The sequence below is a fragment of the Pedobacter sp. PLR genome, from assembly GCF_026239675.1.
Classification (GTDB): Bacteria; Bacteroidota; Bacteroidia; order Sphingobacteriales; family Sphingobacteriaceae; genus Pedobacter.
The window spans coordinates 80,254-95,719 of sequence record NZ_JAPIVQ010000006.1 but is presented as its reverse complement, the minus strand read 5'-3'; the positions used below and the strand labels follow the sequence as shown (position 1 = coordinate 95,719).

Genomic DNA, 15,466 nt, shown 5'->3' with positions numbered 1-15,466 from the left:
CCTTTTTTTATGCTGATTTTTATCGTTCTACAAAGAGAAAGCAGCTTTCACCTGATCTACGAAATCTAGTTTCTCCCAGGTAAACAATTCAACAGTTACTGTTTTTTCTTCTCCATAAGGAGTTTTGAAAGTTTTAGTAACGGTTTCATTTTTACGACCCATGTGGCCGTAAGCAGCAGTTTCGCTATAAATAGGGTTTCTTAATTTCAGGCGTTGCTCAATAAAGTAAGGGCGCATGTCGAATAAGCCTTCTACAATTGAAGCAATCTCACCGTCAGTTTTAGTTACTTTACTTGTACCGTAAGTGTTGATGTAAATTCCCATCGGCTTTGCTACACCAATGGCATAACTTACCTGAACAAGGATTTCTTCTGCAACACCGGCAGCTACCAGGTTTTTAGCAATATGACGTGTCGCATAAGCTGCACTTCTATCTACTTTACTTGGGTCTTTTCCAGAGAAAGCACCACCACCGTGAGCACCTTTACCACCGTAAGTATCTACAATGATTTTACGGCCTGTTAAGCCAGTATCACCATGTGGACCACCAATTACGAATTTACCGGTTGGGTTGATATGGTATTCAATAGCGTCATTAAATAAATGTGCGTATTGAGGGTATTTAGCAATAATTCTTGGAATTAAGATCGAAACCAGGTCAGATTTGATTTTAGCCAGCATGGTTGCTTCTTCGTCGAAATCGTCATGTTGAGTTGAAATTACGATGGCATCAATACGAACTGGTTTGTTATTGTCATTATATTCAAGGGTTACCTGAGATTTTGCATCAGGGCGTAAATAAGTGATTTCATTATTTTCGCGTCTTAGCTCAGCAAGTTCCTGTAATAGTTTATGAGAAAGGTCCAGCGCTAAAGGCATGTAATCTTCAGTTTCGTTGGTTGCATAACCGAACATCATACCCTGATCACCTGCACCTTGTTCTTCTTTGCTGCTTCTATCTACACCTTGGTTGATGTCTTGTGATTGTTCATGAATTGCAGAAAGAATTCCACATGAGTTGGCCTCAAACATGTACTCACTTTTAGTATAACCAATTTTCTTGATGACATCACGGGCAATCTGCTGAACGTCAAGATAAGTCTTAGACTTAACCTCACCAGCAAGAATTACCTGACCGGTGGTAACAAGCGTTTCACATGCAACCTTTGAATCTGCGTCAAAAGCCAGGAAATTATCAATTAGTGCGTCGGAGATTTGATCTGCGATTTTATCAGGATGACCTTCGGAAACAGATTCTGATGTAAATAAATATGACATCTTAAATAATTAATTTTGTAATAAACAATTATGTAAAATGGCCTCTGATCCTGCAATACAGGCAGTAAATTCAAGTGTATGATAAGGTTAGCACTTTTTTTTACGTGGTTGCAATCCCGCTATTTTTGATGATAGCATCGCAAATCAGTCCACTTTAATGTTGCAAAATTACTATATATATTCAAATAGTCAAAAAATATCAATTATTTTGTACCGTATTTAAACCACTGTTTTGTCAAAATCGAATATTTTATTTATTATCAACCCGATTTCGGGAGGAAAGGACAAGCTGAAAATTCCAGCGTTGATCGATGCGCATTTGGACCGTTCCAGGTTTAACGCGAATTACAGTTTTACGGAATATGTTGGCCATGCCTCAGAAATTGCTGAAGAAGCGGCCAGTAAGAATTTCGATGTGATTGTAGCCGTGGGTGGGGATGGAACAATCAATGAGATCGGAACGAAGGTGATGCAGCAAAATAAGATCCTGGGGATTCTTCCCTTTGGATCTGGAAACGGCTTGTCGAGGTTTTTGAAAATCCCGATGAATACGGTTCAGGCCATTAAGGTGATCAATGATTTCAAGGTAAGGGTAATTGATACAGGCAGGTTTAACGACAAGTGTTTTTTTAACATGGCCGGTATGGGTTTTGATGCGCATATCAGTTCAGTGTTTGCCGGAAATAAGTCGAGGGGACTGTCCGGGTACCTGAAACTTGGTCTGAAGGAAATGCTGAATTATAAACCTCAGACCTACCATATTTATATAGATGGTAAAGAATATGTGCGTACGGCCTTTGTGGTTAGTGTGGCAAATTCCTCTCAATACGGTAACAATGCACATATTTCTCCTAAGGCTTCCATCACGGATGGCTTACTGGATGTGTGTATCATCAAGAAGTTTCCACTTTTCAAGATTCCGGTATTGGCTTACCACATGTTGAGTGGTACAGCAGATCACACAACAATGGTGGAAATCATTCAGGGAAAGGATATCCGGATTGTCAGAGCTGCAAATGATGCCATTCACATTGACGGTGAACCTTATTTTATGGGGAAAGAGCTGAACATTTCTATGGCGCCCTTATCTTTAAATATCATTACACCGGATTATGAAGCAGCAAAGCTTCCCAATTCATAAATTAAACAGCGCGATGAAAGAGAAAAAGAAAATATTGAATGACTTTGGGGGGATAATGTTTTCTACAGATCCTTCTTTTGTATATGAGCAGGACAATGTAGCCGAAGAGGCGCCAATTGCGGCAAATCAGCAGGACCTTAGGGTAACGTTGGACCGGAAAAACCGTGGTGGTAAGGGCGTAACTTTAGTCACCGGTTTTAGAGGAAGCACAGATGCGCTGGAGACTCTGGCCAAAATGCTGAAGTCTAAATGTGGAGTTGGTGGTGCAGCAAAAGATGGTGAGATCCTGATTCAGGGTGATTTCAGGGATAAGGTCTTGTTACTCTTGCAGAAAGAAGGTTATAAAGTTAAAAAATCCGGAGGCTAACAAAAGCCCTTCATAATTTGTAATGGACTGATATTTAGTGGTTTTATTGTTAGTGTATCTACGACAATAAGTAAATTTTTTCCTGGAAAAGCACTGGTAATACCTTTTTATCTGTATAACTTTGTCTCACTAACTTATTTATTTATGAGCAGAGCATTTACGCTTAAGCCGGATTTAGGGTATTTGAATTTAAATTCAGATCATGCCCTCTATCAGCTTAATGTATCACAATTGGTTGAAGAGGCCTTAAAAAATGGAGAAGGAACACTTGCCGATACGGGAGCATTGGCAATCGATACAGGTAAATTTACCGGTCGTTCTCCAAAAGACAGATTTATTGTTTGCGATGAGGTGACAGAAGACACGGTGTGGTGGGGTGATATCAACATTAAATTTAGCCCTGAACACTTTGATTCGCTTCTTAAAAAGGTTACTGATCACCTGAATCAGCAAAAATTCTATGTAAGGGATGCTTATGCCTGCGCTGATGAGAGTTATAAAACGACGATCAGGGTGGTGACAGAAAGTGCCTATCAGAACTTGTTTGCCCATAACATGTTCTTAAGATTTGGCGAGGAAGGATTGCCTGATAGTCCGGAATGGACGATTATTGCAGCACCAACCTTTTTAGCAGATCCGGCAGTAGATGGTACCCGTCAGGGAAACTTCTCGCTGTTGAACTTTACTAAAAAGATGATTCTTATTGGTGGTTCCGGTTATACGGGTGAAATCAAGAAAGGCATTTTCTCTGTTTTAAACTTCATTTTACCACAACAAAGAAATACGCTTTCTATGCACTGTTCCGCCAATGTAGGTAAGGATGGCGATACGGCTATTTTCTTCGGTTTATCAGGTACGGGCAAAACTACGCTCTCTGCAGATCCGGAAAGAGGTTTAATCGGGGATGATGAGCATGGCTGGGGTAAAGAGACGATCTTCAATTTTGAAGGTGGCTGTTACGCGAAATGTGTAGACCTGACGGAAGAAAAGGAGCCTCAGATTTTTAAAGCGATCAAATATGGTTCTCTTTTGGAGAATATCAATTATTTCCCCGGTAGCCGTGAGGTGGATTACAGCAATGTGGAGAAGACCGAGAATACGAGGGTTGCTTATCCTATTCATTATATTGACAATGCAATCCTGCCTTCTATTGCAGGTGTACCTAAAAACATATTTTTCCTGACCGCTGATGCTTTCGGAGTATTGCCTCCGATTTCTAAGTTGACACCAGGCCAGGCGATGTTCCATTTTATCTCTGGATATACCGCAAAGGTTGCGGGAACAGAAGCCGGGGTGACAGAACCTCAGGTTACTTTCTCGGCTTGTTTTGGAAAGGCTTTTCTGCCTTTGCATCCTACCAAATATGCGGAGCTGCTGGGCACTAAAATGCGCGAGCACAATGTGAATGTCTGGTTGGTGAATACCGGATGGAGTGGGGGAGCTTATGGTGTCGGTAAACGAATGAAATTATCGTATACCAGAGCTATGATTACTGCTGCTTTGAAAGGTGAACTGGAAAAAGAGCACTTTAAAGCAGACCCGGTTTTTGGTTTGGCGATTCCTGAGGCTTGTCCCGGGGTTCCATCAGAAATATTACAACCGAAAAATACCTGGGAAGACCAGAAGAAATATGACCAAAAAGCGAATGAGCTTTCACAGGAGTTTATTACCAACTTTAAGCAATTTGAAGCTTTTGCGAGCGCTGAAATCCTCGCATCCTTCCCTAAAGTTGTGGAAAACGCCTCATAAAGCTTTTTTTTTGCTCAAAAATTTGCATATCAATTTTATTTTAGTTTAAATTGTGAAAGATTGTCTCCGAAAGGGGGCAATCTTTTTTTAATATACGCCGATGCGGACAGGGGGGAAACTTAGTTCAAGGGAAGAAACTAACGATTATTTAATTTGGAATTAAAATCAAAGTTATAAATTTGTTCTTGCAACAATTGTTTGTAATGATCGTTGTGTGTATTACAGAATAATAATCTAAATTTAAAAAAACACGAGTACTAAAAACTAAAAAACTAAAAAACAATGGCAAACGCACCAAAACCAACAACAGTTCAAAAAGAAAGCTCTTCATCTGCTTCAAATTTATTTGCAACATTAGTAATTCCTATCTGTATCATTATCGGTATTTGTCTTTTCAAGTTTGTCTTGGGTAGTAGAGATAACTTTATTGACGGTGCTGATCCGGATTTGCATGAGACTATGCCAAAAGTGGGTAACTACGCAGGTATGGCATACAAAGGTGGTGTTATCGTACCAATCTTAATGGGTATGTTCTTAATGGTTATCGTTTTCTCTATTGAGCGTATGATCGTAATTGGTAAAGCAACTGGTAAAGGTAGCTTAGACGCTTTCGTTAAAAAAGTACAATCACTTTTAAACTCAAATAACATCGAAGGTGCTATGGCTGAGTGTGACAGACAACAAGGTTCTGTGGCGAACGTAATTAAATCTGGTTTGAAAAAATACAGAGAGATGGAAGTTGAGCCAAACATGGATACAGATCAAAAATGTTTAGCTATCCAAAAAGATATCGAAGAAGCAACTACATTAGAGATGCCAATGTTAGAGCAAAATTTAACTGTAATTGCAACATTAGTATCAGTAGGTACATTAACAGGTCTATTAGGAACAGTAACAGGTATGATCAAGGCCTTCGGTGGTTTAGCTAACTCTGGTGCTCCGGATCAGGCTGCATTAGCAACTGGTATTTCTGAGGCTTTGATTAACACAGCTACAGGTATTGGTACTTCTACTTTCGCGATTATCATGTACAACATCTTAACTTCGAAAATCGATAAATTGACTTACGCTATTGATGAAGCAGGTTTCAGCATCATCCAAACTTACGCTTCTACGCATAAATAAAAAATAATGTATTTTTTTTACCGGCTTTTATGGAAAACCGGAAGAATTAACATCATTAGTTAAATACATAAGTAATTTTTAAAATTATGCCAAGAGCAAAGGTTCAAAGAAAGAGTACTTCGATAGATATGACCGCCATGTGCGACGTATCTTTCCTATTGCTTACTTTCTTTATTTTAACAGCAACAGCACGTCAACCTGATCCTTTGGATGTTACTATCCCTTCATCGACATTTAAACTTAAGGTTCCGGATTTGGACATGGGTATTTTGTCGATTGGAAAAGGCAAAGTGTTTTATGAAATCGTAGGGAAAGACATTAAAATGGCTACCCTTGATAAAATGGGCGAGAAGTACGGCATTAAATTCACTCCGGAAGAAAGAGAGCGTTTTGGTGTAGTAGGTGCTTTCGGCGTACCGATTCAGAGTTTAAAGCAGTTCATTATGATGAGCGGTGATGAGCGTACTAAGTCTGGTATTGATGCAGGTATCCCAACTGATTCTACAAACAATCAATTAGCGGAATGGGTGATGCAGTCACGTACAGCCGTAGCAGAATTACACAATGCGCCAATGCGTGTCAGTATCAAAGGTGATGCGAAGGAAGAATATCCTGCGGTAAAGAAAGTGGTTGATATTCTGCAGAAGCAAAAAATTAACAAGTTTAGTTTAATCACATCTGCCGAAGGCGATGCTCAATAAATAAAATATTATGGCTGAATTAGATACCTCCGGCGGGGGGAAAAAAGGCAAAAAAGTAAGGAGTAAGAAAGCGAATACCAAAGTCGATTTAACGGCGATGGTAGATTTAGCCTTCTTGCTGATCACCTTCTTTATGTTGACCACTTCCCTGTCGAAACCAATTGCAATGGATATTGCAAAGCCTGATAAAGACGATAATTCACAAGAGAAAAATGAATTACGTGCTTCTGAAACTATGACTGTTTTATTAGGTAAAAACGATAAAGTAGCCTGGTACATGGGAGAAGCTGGTAAATCAAAACCTAATGTCGAAAGTTTTGCAGATATCAGAAAATCAATATTAGATAATAAAAAGAAAGTAGCTGATGCTACTGGTGGCAGACAGATCGTAATGGTGATCAAACCTACCTCAGGAGCTACCTACAAGAACTTCGTTGATATTATGGATGAGTTGGCGATCACTAAGATCAAAACCGCTCCTGCAATCGATGATGAGAACATTACTGATGCTGAAAAAGATTTCATGAAACAGGCTGGAATTTTATAATAAAAGAATTAATAATATTAAAATAGTAAGCTATGTTAGGTTCTAAAATAGATTTATTGAAACGGGAATGGCTTGATGTGGTCTTCGCGGGCAAAAACAAGAACTACGGAGCATATCAGCTTCGCAGTACTAGTGCCTCGAATACAACAAAAGCTTTACTAATTGCCTCCAGTATTTATATCGTGGCGTTTTTAGCCCCGAAACTTATAAATATGATCAAGGGCAGTATTCCTGAAGACGAGATTGTAAAACAGGTAGAGGTAACGGTTCAACCACCGCCACCGGTAAATCCGGATACCCCTCCACCGCCGCCGGTACAACCACCGCCGCCAAAACAGGATCAGATTAAATTCCCTCCTCCGATTGTAAAACCGGATAATGAGGTAATTGATAAGGAGCCTGTTCAGATCGAAGATTTGAAGAAAGCGGATCCGGGTCAGAAAACCATTGAAGGTGATCCTACTGCTGACATTGTAATTGCCGGTCCTGTTGGAGATGGCCCTAAACAAGCAGCTGTAGTTGAAGATACAAAGGTTTATGACTTCGTGAGCATTGAAACACAACCAGGTTTCCCTGGAGGTATGGATAAATTCTACGCTTATTTGAAAAAAGCGGTAAGATATCCTCCAATGGCTCAGGAAAATAACATTCAAGGTAAAGTATTCCTTTCTTTCGTTGTAGAGAAAAACGGAGACTTAACTGACATCAAGGTTGAAAGAAAACTTGGTGGTGGTACTGATGAAGAAGCAATCAGAGTATTGAAAGCTAGTCCACGTTGGACTCCGGGTATCCAGAACGGAAAACCGGTTCGTGTGAAGTTCAATATTCCAATCAGCTTTACCTTATCTCAATAGTATTAAGAATGTTTAATTTGAAAACATTTATGCAGAAATCGCCTCAACAGCGATTTCTGTTCATTTTAGGCCTTGTGATGTTTACGTTTTATTTCGTATTAGGCCTATTATTGATCTTCTGGACTGATATTCCTTTTGAAATCCAAAAAACTTATCGCATCTTATTTGGGGTATTGCTAATCGTTTATGCAGCCATTAGATTTGCCCGGTTAATTAATCCAAAAGACGATTAAATCCGAATTATCCTAAGTTAACTTTTCTGAAATAACTTAGAATAATCGAATTACCTAACAAAAAAATTGATTCAAATGAAGTACTTAAGTCTGATCTTGTTATTGTTCGTGTTTGTAGCCTGTAATCGCAAGCCTAAGACTGAAGTCGATACGGTGGAGCAAAGCCGTACCACAGGTAGTGTGACGATATTGGCTGACGAGTCTTTTGCCAGGGTTCTGACAGATCAGATTGATGTTTTTAAAACAGATTATCCGGCAGCGGAATTTAAAGTGATCGAAGGTAATGAGAATAAAATCCTGCCTACCTTTTTAAACGATAGCATCAGGGTGATGATTTCTTCCAGGATGCTGACTCCGGATGAGGATAAGATGTATAGAAACAGAAGTATTGTTCCTAAGACTTCGAGATTTGCCATAGATGGGATCGCGTTGATTACGAATTTGGGCAGTCCGGACAGTACCATTACGGTGCAGGAGGTGATAGATATTCTTAAGGGAAAATCAACTACAGGTAAAAAACTAGTGTTCGATAATGCTTATTCGAGCACTTTACGTTACTTTAAGGAGCTTGCCGAAATAAAAGAGTTGCCAAAAACCGGAGTTTATACACTACAGAACAATAATGACGTTATTAAGTACGTTGCGGATAATAAGGGTTTTATTGGCGTGGTCGGTGTAAACTGGTTAATCGCTAATCAGAAAGACATGGCGGAGTCAATTGCGAAAGTGAAGATGCTGGGTGTAAAGAATTTAAAAGGGAAAAAAGGGGATGACGCGTATTATATGCCTATCCAACAGAATCTAATTAATGGGATATATCCTTTTTTAAGAAATATCTACATCATTAATGCGGAGGGCCGCGAAGGTTTAGGCACAGGTTTTGCAAACTGGTTAGTAAGCCAGCGTGCACAGCTGATTGTCCTTAAATCCGGGCTTGGTCCACATAAGATGATGCCGAGAGAATTTAATTTAAAGAATACAAACTAAATTTTATATTTGAACTATGAAGCTTATCTAATGGGCTTCATTACAATTAAAACAATAGTGAACCATGAAAATGACAAAGAAAGCAATAACCTTAAGTTTAGGTTTAGTAGTGATGGGTTCTGCCTCTTTTGCTCAAAGCTTAAATGATGCAAAGAAGGCCGTAGATGCCGAACAGTACCAGAAAGCAACAACCATGCTGAAAGCATTGGTAAAATCACAGGCGAATAAAGGAGAGAACTACTTTAATTTGGGTGATCTTTACCTGAGAATGGATTATATCGATTCAGCCAGAGCAACTTTTACTCAGGGTGTAACAGCTGATCCTAAAAATCCTTTAAACTATATTGGTTTAGGTGAAGCAGATTTATTTGCAAAAAATCCTACTTCAGCAAAAACGAATTTTGATAAAGCTGTAGATGTATCTTCTAAAAAAGATTATATCCCTCAGTTATACATCGGTAAGGCTTATATCGCTTCTGATAACAAAGACTTTACTGCTGCATTACCATACCTGCAAAAAGCAGATGAGTTGGATGCAAATGATAAAGACGCAGAAACTTTCTTAGCACTGGGTGATTATTATGCTGCTCAGAAAAAGAACTCTGAAGCTTTGCAAAACTATATGAGAGCGCTGAACATCAATGCGAATCTTTTAAGAGCAACAACTCAGATTGGTAGAATGTACACAGAGTCAAGAGCATTTCCTGAAGCAGAAGAGCAGTTAAAGGCAGCAATTACTGCTGATCCAAACTACGGTCCTGCTTACAGAGAGCTTGCAGAATTATACATGCAATGGGCAAATCAGGTAGCTGCTGAACAAGTGACTAAGTCTGCGATGGCATTAACTAACTATAAAAAATATCTTGACCTGACTGACAACTCATATGATTCTAAATTGCGTTATGCGCAGTTCTTGTTCTATGCGAAAGATTTCCCTGGCTTGGAGCAGGTAACCACTGAATTGGCTACTATGAATCCTAACAACGAGAAAGCACTTGTAGTATCAAGGTTACGTGGTTATTCTGCTTATGAGAATAAAAACTACCCTAAGAGTTTAGAGTACATGAATGATTTCTTTGCAAAAACTAAAGATACTGCACGTATTATTGCTGCCGATTACCTGTACCTGGGTAGAGCGCAAATGCAAGCTGGTAACGATAGTTTGGCTTTAGGCAACATTGTAAAAGCAGTTGAAAAAGATTCTACTAATGTTGAAGCATTAGAAGAAATCGGAAGTTCTCTTTTCAAGGCTAAAAACTATGAAAAAGCAGGAAATGTATTTACGCTGGCGGTTAAAGCGAATCCTAACGGTAAAAACACTTTGCAGAATTACTACTATATCGGTGTAGCTAAGTACGTTGATTATGCACAGAAAAACCAGGCAGGTAAAAATCCTGATAAGAAAATCTTAGCAGATGCGGATTCAGCTTTTGTGAACATCATCAAAGCTAAAAATGATTTCGTTTTAGCTTATGCTTACAGAGCTCGTATTGCTAAATATCAGGATGATTTAAATAACCCTAAATGGTTAGGTGTTCCTTACTATGAGGAATTGATCAAATTGGTAACGGTAACTAAGCCTGAGCTGGCAGCAGCTCAACCAAAAGAATTGGTAGAAGCTTACGTTTATGTAGGTTCTTACTATGCAGCTACTGATAAAGAAAAGGCAAAAGAATACCTGAATAAAGCTTTAGCAATTGATCCACAAAATTCTGGGGCTCAAGAGCGTTTGAAGCAATTAACAGCTCCGGCGGCTAAGACTCCGGTAAAGAAAAAGTAATAATTTCGAATAAAAGAAAAAGGCAGGGTTGTTATCCTGCCTTTTTCTTTTAATTTTGTCCCAAATTTAATGCCATGGAAACCCAAAGTGTACCTGTAGATTTTTTACCTATTGTATTTCAAATTATTGTTGCTCTAGGATTTGTTGTTGTGACTTTGATTGCCACACACTTTTTAGGCCCGAAAAGAAAGACAGCTGATAAACTAGCGACTTTTGAAGCCGGTGTAAAGATTGTGGGTAATGCGCGTCAACCTTTCTCTATTAAGTACTTCTTAGTAGCTATCCTGTTCGTATTGTTCGATGTGGAGGTAATCTTCATGTACCCATGGGCAGTGAACTTCAGGGAGCTTGGAATGGCTGGTATGGTGGAAATGTTCATCTTTATGGGAACCTTATTGCTAGGTTTTATCTACGTTTTGAAAAAGAAAGCTTTAGACTGGAATTAATCTATTTAGATTGTTTCTAAATGATCATGGTTTAGGTCAATTCCTTCCAAAATATTGTAAATTTGTGGTTCATTCTTTGTAGGAATGAACCTTTTTTCGTTTTGTATCATGAGTAACATCAATATAGTAGACGCGCCTCCAGGCATAGAAGGATCTGGTTTTTTTGCCACCTCTTTAGACAAAGTAATTGGTTTGGCACGTTCCCATTCATTATGGCCCCTGCCATTCGCAACTTCTTGTTGTGGCATCGAATTTATGGCTACAATGGGTTCTCATTATGACCTTGGTCGTTTTGGATCTGAACGCTTAAGTTTTTCTCCTCGTCAGGCGGATTTATTAATGGTGATGGGTACCATCGCTAAGAAAATGAGTCCGGTTTTAAAACAAGTATATTTACAGATGGCTGAACCTCGTTGGGTGATTGCTGTAGGTGCCTGTGCTTCCAGTGGTGGTATCTTTGATACGTACTCAGTACTTCAGGGGATCGATGAGATCATTCCTGTTGATGTGTACGTTCCAGGTTGTCCGCCAAGACCAGAAGCGATCTTAGATGGTTTCGGAAAAATTCAGGAGCTGGTTAAAAATGAATCTTTGAGAAGAAGAGATTCAGATCAATACAAAGAAATGTTGGCTTCATACGGAATTTTATAATGGCAGAGGTGACAAATACTGAAATCTTAGCAGCCTTAACTGCAAAGTTTGGCGCTAAAATAACCGATGTAAATGAGCCTTATGGTTTACTTACATTCGAAACCACAAAAGATGTCATCATCGATGTGTTGAGGTTCTTAAAAGAGAGCGATACTAACTTTAACTTCCTGACTGATATTACAGCAGTTCATTACCCGGAGAAAAAACATGGGATTGCAGTGGTTTACCACTTGCACAGTATGGTGAAAAAAGTAAGGGTAAGAGTAAAGGTGTTTATCGATGAACATCATCCAACAATTCCTACAGCTACCGTTCTCTGGAATGCAGCGAACTGGATGGAAAGAGAAACTTATGACTTTTTCGGAGTAAAATTTGAAGGTCACCCGGATTTAAGAAGAATATTGAATATGGACGAACTAGGTGTTCATCCGATGTTGAAACAATATCCTTTAGAAGATCCAAACAGAGTAGATAAAAAAGACGAATACTTTGGTAGATAAGAATATGAATCACAATCAACCGGTATATACAGATAATGATCCTCAGAATGAGTTGGTAACCCTGAATTTGGGACCTACTCACCCGGCAACACATGGTGTTTTTCAGAATGTAATTCAATTAGACGGAGAGATTATTGTTAGTGGTGTTTCTACCATTGGCTATATTCACCGCGCTTTTGAAAAAATCGCTGAACACCGACCATTCTATCAGATCACACCGCTGACAGATAGATTGAACTACTGCTCATCGCCAATCAATAACATGGGATGGCACATGACCGTAGAGAAGTTGCTGAACATCCAGATGCCTAAAAGGGTAGATTACCTTAGGGTGATCGTGATGGAGCTATCAAGGATCGCCGATCACATCATTTGTAACACCATTATTGCTCAGGATACTGGTGCAACCACTACTTTCCTTTACCTGTTCCAGTTCAGAGAGCATATCTATGAAATCTTCGAGGAGATTTGTGGTGCGCGTCTGACGACTAACATTGGTAGAATTGGTGGTTTTGAAAGAGATTTCAATGAGATCGCCTTTGCGAAAATCAATAAATTTTTAAAAACATTCCCGGTAGCATTAAAAGAATTCGAAAGTTTGCTTGACCGCAACAGGATCTTTATTGACCGTACTTCAGGTGTAGCTGCAGTTACTGCAGAAACTGCTTTGGATTATGGTTGGACTGGCCCGTTATTGCGTTCAACAGGTGTAGATTATGATGTTCGTGTGAGCGAGCCTTATTGTTCTTATGAAGATTTCGATTTTGAGATTCCTGTAGGTACCAGTGGTGATATTTATGACCGTTACCTGGTGCGTAATGCAGAAATGTGGGAAAGTCTTAAAATCATTGAGCAAGGTATGGAGAAATTGAAGCACGAACCTGCAGGGATTTTCCATGCGGATGTTCCTGAATTTTATTTACCGGCTAAAGAAGAAGTTTACAACAATATGGAGGCTTTAATCTATCACTTCAAAATTGTGATGGGAGAGATTGATGCACCAAAAGCAGAAGTTTACCATGCAGTAGAAGGTGGTAACGGAGAATTGGGTTTCTATCTGATCAACGATGGTGGTAGAACACCTTACCGTTTGCACTTTAGAAGACCAAGCTTTATAAATTATCAAATGTTTGCGCCCATGAGTGTTGGTATGATGTTATCAGATGCCATCATTAACATGAGTAGTATGAATATTATTGCAGGAGAATTAGATGCTTAAAGTAGAAGAACAACAACCTGTAGAGTTCTCCTCAGCTTTAATTGAAAAGTTTGAAGAGATCGTTAAAAGGTATCCGGAAGGAAAGCAAAAATCCGCTTTATTGCCAGTTTTGCATGAAGTACAAGCAGTGCTGGGCTGGTTAAGTCCTGCGGCTATGGATAAAATTGCGGAATATCTGAGCATATCGCCAATTGAAGTATATGAAGTAGCCTCGTTCTACAGTATGTATTTCTTAAAGCCACAAGGTAAATACGTGCTGGAAGTTTGCAGAACGGGACCTTGCTGTTTAGTTGGTGCGGAGAAACTGATGGGCCATATTGAAAAAAGCCTTGGCGTTAAAGAAAATGAGGTAACTCCTGACGGCTTATTCAGTTGGAGAGGCGTAGAGTGTTTAGCTGCCTGCGGCTATGGTCCGGTTTTACAAATTGGCCCTGAATACACTTTCTATGAGAACCTTGACGAAAAAAAGGTAGACGATTTGATACAAGACTTACGCAAGAAATAATGAGTCGTAAACTATTATTAGAACATATAAACGTACCGGGCATTCATACATTGGATGTTTATCGCCAGAAAGGCGGGTACCGTGCTGTGGAAAAGGCGCTGAAAACTCTGACTCCTGATGAAGTTGTGGAAGAGGTAAAGAAGTCCGGATTACGCGGTCGCGGGGGTGCAGGATTTCCTACGGGAATGAAATGGAGCTTTTTAGCTAAACCTGAGGGGGTAGCACGTTACCTGGTTTGTAATGCCGATGAATCGGAGCCGGGAACGTTCAAAGACCGTTATCTGATGACTCACATTCCTCATGCACTGATTGAAGGTATGATTGTATCCAGCTTTGCTTTGGGTGCAAAAACCTCTTTTATCTATGTACGTGGTGAAATGATGCCTCAAATTCGTATTCTGGAAAAAGCGATTGCTGAAGCTAAGAATGCAGGGTTTTTAGGTAAAAATATTTTAGGTACAGGTTACGACCTGGAATTATACGTTCAGCCGGGTGGTGGTGCTTATATCTGCGGAGAAGAAACTGCATTATTGGAATCATTGGAAGGAAAGCGTGGTAATCCAAGAATCAAACCTCCATTCCCTGCAATTGCAGGATTGTACGGCTGCCCAACAGTAGTAAACAATGTGGAATCTATTGCTGCTGTAGTGCCAATCATCAATGATGGTGGCGACGAGTATGCAAAGGTGGGTATTGGTCGTAGTACAGGTACAAAACTAATCTCGGCCTCAGGAAATCTGGTAAGACCAGGTGTTTATGAGATTGAGTTGGGCTTACCTGTAGAAGAATTTATCTATTCTGATGAATGGTGTGGTGGTATCGCCAATGGCAAGAGACTAAAGGCAACTGTTGCCGGTGGGTCTTCTGTTCCGGTACTTCCTGCTAATCTTTCTATAAAACTTGCTAACGGGGAGCCTCGTTTAATGAGTTATGAATCTTTATCTGAAGGTGGCTTTGCGACTGGTACGATGATGGGTTCCGGTGGTTTCATCGCTTTTGATGAAGACCAGTGTATGGTTAGAAACACCTGGAATTTCTCCCGTTTTTATCATCATGAGAGTTGCGGACAGTGTTCGCCATGTCGTGAGGGTACCGGATGGATGGAAAAAGTTCTTCACCGCATTGAATATGGCCATGGTAAAATGAGCGATATTGATCTGTTGGTGGATGTTGCGAAGAAAATCGAAGGTAATACCATTTGTCCTTTAGGTGATGCAGCAGCATGGCCGGTAGCAAGTGCCATCAGACATTTCAGAGATGAATTTGAATGGCATGTGAATAACCCACAGCTATCCCTGGATACAAATTATGGATTGGCAAATTATGCTGAGCCAATAGCTAAAGCAGTTAGTACAGAAAATTAACGATCAAACCGATGTTTGG

Annotated in this window: 17 protein-coding genes; 16 read left to right on the top strand and 1 reads right to left on the bottom strand. The window is 39.7% G+C overall.

The window, feature by feature from the left end:
- Positions 1–27 precede the first annotated feature (27 nt).
- Positions 28–1,278 carry a methionine adenosyltransferase gene (gene metK / locus OQX61_RS15740; protein WP_265842744.1) on the bottom strand — a complete coding sequence of 417 codons (1,251 nt, stop codon included), beginning with the start codon at positions 1,276–1,278 and terminating at the stop codon, positions 28–30.
- Positions 1,279–1,510: 232 nt separating this feature from the next.
- Between metK and OQX61_RS15735 the strand changes: the two genes are divergently transcribed.
- The 16 genes from OQX61_RS15735 (at position 1,511) to nuoF (ending at position 15,447) form a co-directional block, all read left to right on the top strand.
- Complete coding sequence (locus OQX61_RS15735; protein ID WP_265842743.1) at positions 1,511–2,419, top strand: diacylglycerol kinase family protein; 909 nt, start codon at positions 1,511–1,513, stop codon at positions 2,417–2,419.
- Between the two features lie 13 nt (positions 2,420–2,432).
- Positions 2,433–2,786, top strand: coding sequence for a translation initiation factor (locus tag OQX61_RS15730; RefSeq protein ID WP_265842741.1), 354 nt, complete (start codon positions 2,433–2,435; stop codon positions 2,784–2,786).
- Between the two features lie 144 nt (positions 2,787–2,930).
- Positions 2,931–4,535 (top strand): phosphoenolpyruvate carboxykinase (ATP), encoded by a 1,605-nt coding sequence (gene pckA / locus OQX61_RS15725; protein ID WP_265842739.1) that lies wholly within the window; start codon positions 2,931–2,933, stop codon positions 4,533–4,535.
- A gap of 282 nt (positions 4,536–4,817) precedes the next feature.
- On the top strand, positions 4,818–5,660 hold the full coding sequence (locus OQX61_RS15720) for a MotA/TolQ/ExbB proton channel family protein (protein WP_265842738.1): 843 nt from the start codon (positions 4,818–4,820) through the stop codon (positions 5,658–5,660).
- Between the two features lie 86 nt (positions 5,661–5,746).
- Positions 5,747–6,361 carry a biopolymer transporter ExbD gene (locus tag OQX61_RS15715; protein WP_265842737.1) on the top strand — a complete coding sequence of 205 codons (615 nt, stop codon included), beginning with the start codon at positions 5,747–5,749 and terminating at the stop codon, positions 6,359–6,361.
- A 10-nt stretch (positions 6,362–6,371) separates the two neighbouring features.
- Positions 6,372–6,908, top strand: coding sequence for a biopolymer transporter ExbD (locus OQX61_RS15710; RefSeq protein ID WP_265842736.1), 537 nt, complete (start codon positions 6,372–6,374; stop codon positions 6,906–6,908).
- A 32-nt stretch (positions 6,909–6,940) separates the two neighbouring features.
- On the top strand, positions 6,941–7,762 hold the full coding sequence (locus OQX61_RS15705; RefSeq protein ID WP_265842735.1) for an energy transducer TonB: 822 nt from the start codon (positions 6,941–6,943) through the stop codon (positions 7,760–7,762).
- Positions 7,763–7,791: 29 nt separating this feature from the next.
- Complete coding sequence (locus OQX61_RS15700) at positions 7,792–7,995, top strand: hypothetical protein (RefSeq protein WP_265842734.1); 204 nt, start codon at positions 7,792–7,794, stop codon at positions 7,993–7,995.
- Positions 7,996–8,070: 75 nt separating this feature from the next.
- Positions 8,071–8,982 carry a substrate-binding domain-containing protein gene (locus OQX61_RS15695; protein ID WP_265842733.1) on the top strand — a complete coding sequence of 304 codons (912 nt, stop codon included), beginning with the start codon at positions 8,071–8,073 and terminating at the stop codon, positions 8,980–8,982.
- Positions 8,983–9,046: 64 nt separating this feature from the next.
- Positions 9,047–10,762 carry a tetratricopeptide repeat protein gene (locus OQX61_RS15690; RefSeq protein WP_265842731.1) on the top strand — a complete coding sequence of 572 codons (1,716 nt, stop codon included), beginning with the start codon at positions 9,047–9,049 and terminating at the stop codon, positions 10,760–10,762.
- A gap of 74 nt (positions 10,763–10,836) precedes the next feature.
- On the top strand, positions 10,837–11,208 hold the full coding sequence (locus OQX61_RS15685; RefSeq protein WP_265842729.1) for an NADH-quinone oxidoreductase subunit A: 372 nt from the start codon (positions 10,837–10,839) through the stop codon (positions 11,206–11,208).
- Between the two features lie 108 nt (positions 11,209–11,316).
- Entirely contained in the window at positions 11,317–11,859 is a 543-nt protein-coding gene (locus tag OQX61_RS15680) for an NADH-quinone oxidoreductase subunit B (protein ID WP_265842728.1), read from the top strand.
- Positions 11,859–12,359 carry an NADH-quinone oxidoreductase subunit C gene (locus OQX61_RS15675; protein ID WP_265842727.1) on the top strand — a complete coding sequence of 167 codons (501 nt, stop codon included), beginning with the start codon at positions 11,859–11,861 and terminating at the stop codon, positions 12,357–12,359. The genes OQX61_RS15680 and OQX61_RS15675 overlap by 1 nt, the downstream gene beginning before the upstream one ends.
- 4 nt (positions 12,360–12,363) lie before the next feature.
- Positions 12,364–13,578: an NADH-quinone oxidoreductase subunit D gene (locus OQX61_RS15670; protein WP_265842726.1), complete on the top strand. Its 1,215-nt coding sequence runs from the start codon at positions 12,364–12,366 to the stop codon at positions 13,576–13,578.
- Positions 13,571–14,083, top strand: a complete 513-nt coding sequence (locus tag OQX61_RS15665; RefSeq protein ID WP_265842724.1) for an NAD(P)H-dependent oxidoreductase subunit E — start codon at positions 13,571–13,573, stop codon at positions 14,081–14,083. Before OQX61_RS15670 ends, OQX61_RS15665 begins: the two co-directional genes overlap by 8 nt.
- Entirely contained in the window at positions 14,083–15,447 is a 1,365-nt protein-coding gene (gene nuoF, locus OQX61_RS15660; protein ID WP_265842722.1) for an NADH-quinone oxidoreductase subunit NuoF, read from the top strand. Before OQX61_RS15665 ends, nuoF begins: the two co-directional genes overlap by 1 nt.
- The last annotated feature ends 19 nt before the right edge of the window (positions 15,448–15,466 follow it).

What these genes read in the sequence shown, in the direction of transcription:
- metK (WP_265842744.1), bottom strand. Translation starts at nt 1,278, where the DNA reads ATGTCATATTTATTTACATCAGAATCTGTTTCCGAAGGTCATCCTGAT.
- OQX61_RS15730 (WP_265842741.1), top strand. Translation starts at nt 2,433, where the DNA reads ATGAAAGAGAAAAAGAAAATATTGAATGACTTTGGGGGGATAATGTTT.
- pckA (WP_265842739.1), top strand. Translation starts at nt 2,931, where the DNA reads ATGAGCAGAGCATTTACGCTTAAGCCGGATTTAGGGTATTTGAATTTA.
- OQX61_RS15720 (WP_265842738.1), top strand. Translation starts at nt 4,818, where the DNA reads ATGGCAAACGCACCAAAACCAACAACAGTTCAAAAAGAAAGCTCTTCA.
- OQX61_RS15715 (WP_265842737.1), top strand. Translation starts at nt 5,747, where the DNA reads ATGCCAAGAGCAAAGGTTCAAAGAAAGAGTACTTCGATAGATATGACC.
- OQX61_RS15710 (WP_265842736.1), top strand. Translation starts at nt 6,372, where the DNA reads ATGGCTGAATTAGATACCTCCGGCGGGGGGAAAAAAGGCAAAAAAGTA.
- OQX61_RS15705 (WP_265842735.1), top strand. Translation starts at nt 6,941, where the DNA reads ATGTTAGGTTCTAAAATAGATTTATTGAAACGGGAATGGCTTGATGTG.
- OQX61_RS15700 (WP_265842734.1), top strand. Translation starts at nt 7,792, where the DNA reads ATGCAGAAATCGCCTCAACAGCGATTTCTGTTCATTTTAGGCCTTGTG.
- OQX61_RS15695 (WP_265842733.1), top strand. Translation starts at nt 8,071, where the DNA reads ATGAAGTACTTAAGTCTGATCTTGTTATTGTTCGTGTTTGTAGCCTGT.
- OQX61_RS15690 (WP_265842731.1), top strand. Translation starts at nt 9,047, where the DNA reads ATGAAAATGACAAAGAAAGCAATAACCTTAAGTTTAGGTTTAGTAGTG.
- OQX61_RS15685 (WP_265842729.1), top strand. Translation starts at nt 10,837, where the DNA reads ATGGAAACCCAAAGTGTACCTGTAGATTTTTTACCTATTGTATTTCAA.
- OQX61_RS15680 (WP_265842728.1), top strand. Translation starts at nt 11,317, where the DNA reads ATGAGTAACATCAATATAGTAGACGCGCCTCCAGGCATAGAAGGATCT.
- OQX61_RS15675 (WP_265842727.1), top strand. Translation starts at nt 11,859, where the DNA reads ATGGCAGAGGTGACAAATACTGAAATCTTAGCAGCCTTAACTGCAAAG.
- OQX61_RS15670 (WP_265842726.1), top strand. Translation starts at nt 12,364, where the DNA reads ATGAATCACAATCAACCGGTATATACAGATAATGATCCTCAGAATGAG.
- OQX61_RS15665 (WP_265842724.1), top strand. Translation starts at nt 13,571, where the DNA reads ATGCTTAAAGTAGAAGAACAACAACCTGTAGAGTTCTCCTCAGCTTTA.
- nuoF (WP_265842722.1), top strand. Translation starts at nt 14,083, where the DNA reads ATGAGTCGTAAACTATTATTAGAACATATAAACGTACCGGGCATTCAT.